Below are 5,428 nucleotides of genomic sequence, written 5' to 3' on the forward strand. Positions count from 1 at the left end.
AGTGTTTGAATATTCATGATGATTCGCCTCTTGGGTTTCGTCACCTTCAGCCTAGTTTAGGGTGGGAGGCGAGTCATCTTATTAGGCCTGACCCCGAAGGTGTTGACCCCGAAGGTGTTCCTGTGAAATGCAAGGTAAGATCCCAGAGTTCATGACTCTTAATGGGTGTGCACTTTCGTGCCAATTAAAGGTATGCTCTATGTATTAGAATTTTAGGGACTGTTTAATCAGGAGAGAGTCTTACGTTCAGTTTGACCTAATCTGCTTAATGAGTGACCACGGGCCCGAATTTCTGTAGCGCTTGATTATTCACCTAGTTGATGGAGGTATGATCAGGTAATGATCATATTGAAACTACGAAAAACCTTTCAGTTAGCAAAGAAGGTTTTTAGATACATAAGATCCTCATAGTTCATAATCTGTCGTAATCGGAGAAACGATGAGCGTGATGTTTAACAGGGATAATTAAGAACATATATGGAAAAACGACTCCAAGCCCAACTACTTAACAAAGACGAATTGTTTGCTGTTCTAAAGAAAGTAGAAGTCAACTTTCAATTGGCAGATGAGAGAAGTGTAGAAACCCTTCTGATTTACCTTCCTGAAAGTGGTAGCCCTGATTCTCTAAATCAGTTTTTCTCGGCTGTGAAAAGCGGAATCATGGCTAATTTTGTTCTTAAGTGCTCAGAAATTGAAAAGCAGTTGGGCATAAAAAAAGAAGGAGCAGCACAAAAGCTATTTGATAAAGCTATTCGAAAACTAAGCCAACATACTGCCCAAGGAGAGCTGGGCGAGCTTATTTTATTCACATTACTTGATGTCTATCTGGATGCCCCAAAACTATTGAGCAAAATATCAACAAAAACCTCTAGAAAGATGCCAGTTTTTGGGGCGGATGGCGTTCATGGTCAGTTTTACGATGGTAAATTCAAACTGTTTCTAGGCGAATCTAAGCTATACAAGGATTTCAAATCCGCAGCAACTGATGCTGCCAAATCTATAAAAATGGCAGAAGATAAGTACCAAGAAGAGTTTGACTTAATAGAAAGCGATATGGATTTCCCCAATCTCGATGAGGGCTTGGAACAATATCTACTCGAAATACTAGACCCTCTTAATAACACTAGTTTTGATGAACATCTGCACAACTCATGCTTTATTGGGTTCGCAAAACCAGATTTATATCTAAATAAACCTGAAGACTTTGAAGAAAAATATATTGATTTAGCTGGCGATTACATTGGAGATTTTTACTCAAAAATTGAGAAGCAAGAGGTGGGCATAGATAAAACAGTATTAATGATCCTTCCGTTTAATTGCATTGACGATCTCGTTAAGAAATTTATCAATTATATGGACATAAAAGCATGAGTGAATTTATCGAAAAGCTATCTATCAAAGCCCTTGCTAGCGACATCTACAAAACAGCAAGCAGCGCTTTGTTTCGCTCATACATATTTAAGATGGTGGATGATGAAAATGAAATAGACAGGGATCATGTAAAGCAATTAATTTTAATAGCACAGTATCTATACAAAATAAACAAACCTAAATTCAGAAGAGAAGGAGCCGCAATACTATCTATGCTCATAGAAGTTTGTGGCGACTCATACCCTGGTATATTATCTATAGCAAATAGAATTTTCTCTTCTGTTGGCGACTTTCCAAATGTAAAGCTTCTTTCTGATATTTATCCTGAATTAAACTTTAAATATAGCTTCCTCTCCGAGGCTGAGGATGAGTTTAGACAGGAATTAAATACAGTCGACCACCTATCTTTTCCACTAACTGATTTCCAAAGAATCCTTTGGGAAGATTTAACTTCGGACGAAGATGTAATAACTGTTGCTCCTACATCAGCCGGAAAAACACATATTATCCTGAGTTACTTAATCAGGGAAATAATTGAAAGCGACGGAGCTTTTGCAGCAATTGTAGTCCCTACAAGAGCACTGATTTCTGAGGTAGCAAGCAAGCTGTATGAAATAGCCAAAGAGCAAGAGTACGAAAAGGAAATAGAGATATGCACCATCCCCAAAGAAGACGGGTACGCAGAGAAAACTTTTTTTGTAATGACGCAAGAAAGGCTATTTGACGCGCTTCAAAGCGGCGACTTAACCTTTAACTACTTATTTATTGATGAAGCTCACAATATAACTGATGAAAGCAGAGGTGTTTTGCTTCACCTTACCATAGAGAAAATTCTAGAAGACAGCCTTCCTCAAGTCATAATCAGCATGCCATCACCAAATTATCAAAATTCATTTTCGACTATTTTCAGTGAAATAGATTTCAAAAAAGACATCACATCATTATCTCCTGTCGCAAAGATTCTTATAGAAGTAAAACCAGCTGGTAGAAAACTAAAAATCCGAAGATTAAATACGAACAACGAAGTTATAATTCCAAAGGGATTTACAGGAAAGAACCTGTCCGACATCGTAATGAAATTTGGACAAAAAAGCAGCAATATAATTTACAGGAATCAAACAAATTACTGTGAGGACATGGCACAAAAAATAGCCGACAAAATAGAAGAATATGAAACAACACCAGAATTAGAAGAAGCGGCTGACTATGTGGAAGAATTTATTCACGACCGATTTTCTTTGGCTGACAACCTAAGAAAAGGAGTAGCCTTTCACTATGGTCCACTACCGAGCTCTATAAGGGTAATGATCGAAAATCTGGCTAAAGATAACCAGATTAAGTTTATTGCTTGCACGAGCACTCTAGCTGAAGGCGTTAACTTGCCCGCAAAAAATCTATTCTTATATAAACCTATGCAACCGCAGGGCGTCGGAGCACCAGTAAGGCTAGAAGACGTAAAAATTAACAACATTACGGGCAGAGCAGGAAGAATGCTTGAGCATTTCGCAGGGAATATATTTATTATTGAGCCCGACGAATGGCAAGTCCAAGACTATTTCGATGAAACAGATGGGGTTGAGGAAAAAATCCCAACTTATTTCAAAGCTATAAATGAGGATCTCCAGTCAGTTATATTAGCTCTGCAAGGCCTTTACGAACATAGCGAAGACAGCCAGTATAAGTTCTATACCATTGCAAATAAACTGATCAAAGAAATAGCTGAAGGTAACTTCAATAAAACACTCAATGCTCCAGAACTAACGCTGTCTGAAGAAGAGAAATCCACTTTATTTAGTGTCGCCCAAAAAGCACACCAAGAATTGAATGTAGCTCCATTCACCTTGGAAGCCAGTCCAACAATTGGATATATTCAGCAGAACAAATTATTTAAGTTTTTAAATAATCTAGAAGATTTAGATAAATGGACTTTACCCCACCCAAAATCATCGGATTTGTATAAAACACTTTTTAAAGTATGCTCTCAGTTAGAGAATTTTGGCGTATATATTCCAACAGGTGAATACTCCATTGGTTACATGTGTACCATCGCGGTTAAATGGATTCAGGGTGACAGCTTAAAAAGCATAATATCTGAACAAATTTTCTGGATGGAAAGCAATAAAACTGATGAGAAAGAAATAAATCCCAACAAAGCTGTCAGAGATGTTATCAAAGCAATTAACAACGACATCACATTTAGGATGGCAAATGCATTGCGGTGTTACCAAGTTTTGTTATCAACCGTCCTCACGCTCAAGAACATTGAGCTATCAAATACAAAGTTACATACCTATATGGAAATTGGTGCCAGCGACGAGCGGATGATCGAGCTAATTAGCATTGGCCTATCTCGCGAATCAGCCAAAGAAATTAGTGAAAAACTAGCAAATAACATCAGCATAGAATCATTGAATTATTTGTTGAAACTAATTGAAAATGGAAATCTAGAAGACATTCACCCGATCACAAGGAAGGAATTATTATCAATGTCAAAATAAGCTATTTCAGATAGCTCAACAGTTTAAAAGAATACGAATAACCCTCAATATCGGCGTTGATGGGTTATTTTTCTTGTACATAGTAAATGATTGCTTCTTCTAAAATACTATAAGCTGATTTTTCATCTATAAATTTATGGCGTGTCGAAATATCAGTTTTATATATAAAGAATGCATCACCAAAATCTAGGTGAAGCAAGGAACCATCGTCATTTTTTCCTTTAACCTTCAACACTGTGCAATCATCATGATTCGATAGGTAGTTTACAATTTCAATGACATTTTCTTTTGAGAGCCCAGTATCGCTCTCCTCGCTTATAGAAAAATCTAAAGCTAACTGCATATTGCTTTCAAGGTATGGAGCGCTACTTAGGTCACGGATTAGTTGAGGAGCAGTGTCGGAGACTTCCGATAGCGACGAAGTACCAATTTTAAAATGTAAACTACTGTAATCAACAATTTCCGCCAGTCGAGAAAATTCTTTTTCTTTAGAAATAAGCTCTAATTTAATTTTTGCAGATCGATTGCTATTAAACTGTTCCAACAGAGATGTCCCCACACTTTTCAAGCTGACGCTTGGGCCTGTAGTGAAGCCAACAATTATTTTTAGTTCTGGGACAACCGAGAAGAAATATGGGTCACCAATAATTCCTTGATTAAGCGCGATTGAGTTGATCTTTCCATCACTTGTAGCTTTAGTTTGCCAAGTATTTCTTTCTCTAACTACTGTGGTACGAAATACATCCAAATCCGATTGTTGAGTAACCTTTGAAGTTTTCACTAGCTGCTTCTTGTTTCGAATACTTATAATCCGGGCTTTATTCTCAGCACTTTGGTTAGCCCGATAATTAGAAACAAACTCAGAAAAAAAAGAGCCTTCTGCATCAATAGCGAAGAATCGGACAGTTATACTCTTTTTTAGCTTATTCATGACATTCTTTCATCCCTAAAGGAGTTATTCGGGCAGACTTGCAGCATAATATCTTTATATATCACCCTAGTTTAGTCAATAAAAACTGTCTATATATACAGCTAAGGAGCGGAAGCAAACTGTCAATCCCCTATGTTTTCAAAGGTGAATTCCAGGTACAAAAAGCCCCGTCAAATGACGAGGCTCTTGAGTGTGGTACCAGAGGCCGGACTCGAACCGGCACACCCGTTAAGGCGGGCCGAGGTATATGGAAAGCGAATCCCCTGTGTTTTTCTTGACCTGAGCTCGGAGATTTATCGCAAACAAAAAAGCCCCGTCAAATGACGAGGCTCTTGAGTATGGTACCAGAGGCCGGACTCGAACCGGCACACCCGTTAAGGCGGGCCGAGGTCTATGGAAAGCGAATCCCCTGTGTTTTTCTGGGGTGAATTCCAGATACAAAAAAGCCCCGTCAAATGACGAGGCTCTTGAGTATGGTACCAGAGGTCGGACTCGAACCGGCACACCCGTTAAGGTGGGCCGAGGTATATGGAAAGCGAATCCCCTGAGTTTTTCTGGGGTGAATTTCAGATACAAAAAAGCCCCGTCAAATGACGAGGCTCTTGAGTATGGTACCAGAGGCCGGACT

General features: G+C 38.6%; 3 protein-coding genes. 2 read left to right on the forward strand and 1 reads right to left on the reverse strand.

The window, feature by feature from the left end; translation table 11 throughout:
• The first annotated feature begins 477 nt into the window (after positions 1-477).
• Both MIB40_RS19125 and MIB40_RS19130 read left to right on the forward strand, forming a co-directional pair.
• The gene (locus MIB40_RS19125) at positions 478-1,371 is read left to right on the forward strand and encodes a HamA C-terminal domain-containing protein (protein ID WP_249697108.1); all 894 of its coding nucleotides are present in this window, start codon (positions 478-480) and stop codon (positions 1,369-1,371) included.
• Positions 1,368-3,869: a DEAD/DEAH box helicase gene (locus MIB40_RS19130; protein WP_249697109.1), complete on the forward strand. Its 2,502-nt coding sequence runs from the start codon at positions 1,368-1,370 to the stop codon at positions 3,867-3,869. The genes MIB40_RS19125 and MIB40_RS19130 overlap by 4 nt, the downstream gene beginning before the upstream one ends.
• Before the next feature lie 64 nt (positions 3,870-3,933).
• On the opposite strand, the gene MIB40_RS19135 is transcribed toward MIB40_RS19130, so the two are convergent.
• Positions 3,934-4,800, reverse strand: coding sequence for a DUF6731 family protein (locus tag MIB40_RS19135; RefSeq protein ID WP_249697110.1), 867 nt, complete (start codon positions 4,798-4,800; stop codon positions 3,934-3,936).
• Positions 4,801-5,428: the final 628 nt, after the last annotated feature.

Source organism: Aestuariirhabdus haliotis, assembly GCF_023509475.1.
In the GTDB taxonomy this organism is placed as follows: domain Bacteria; phylum Pseudomonadota; class Gammaproteobacteria; order Pseudomonadales; family Aestuariirhabdaceae; genus Aestuariirhabdus; species Aestuariirhabdus haliotis.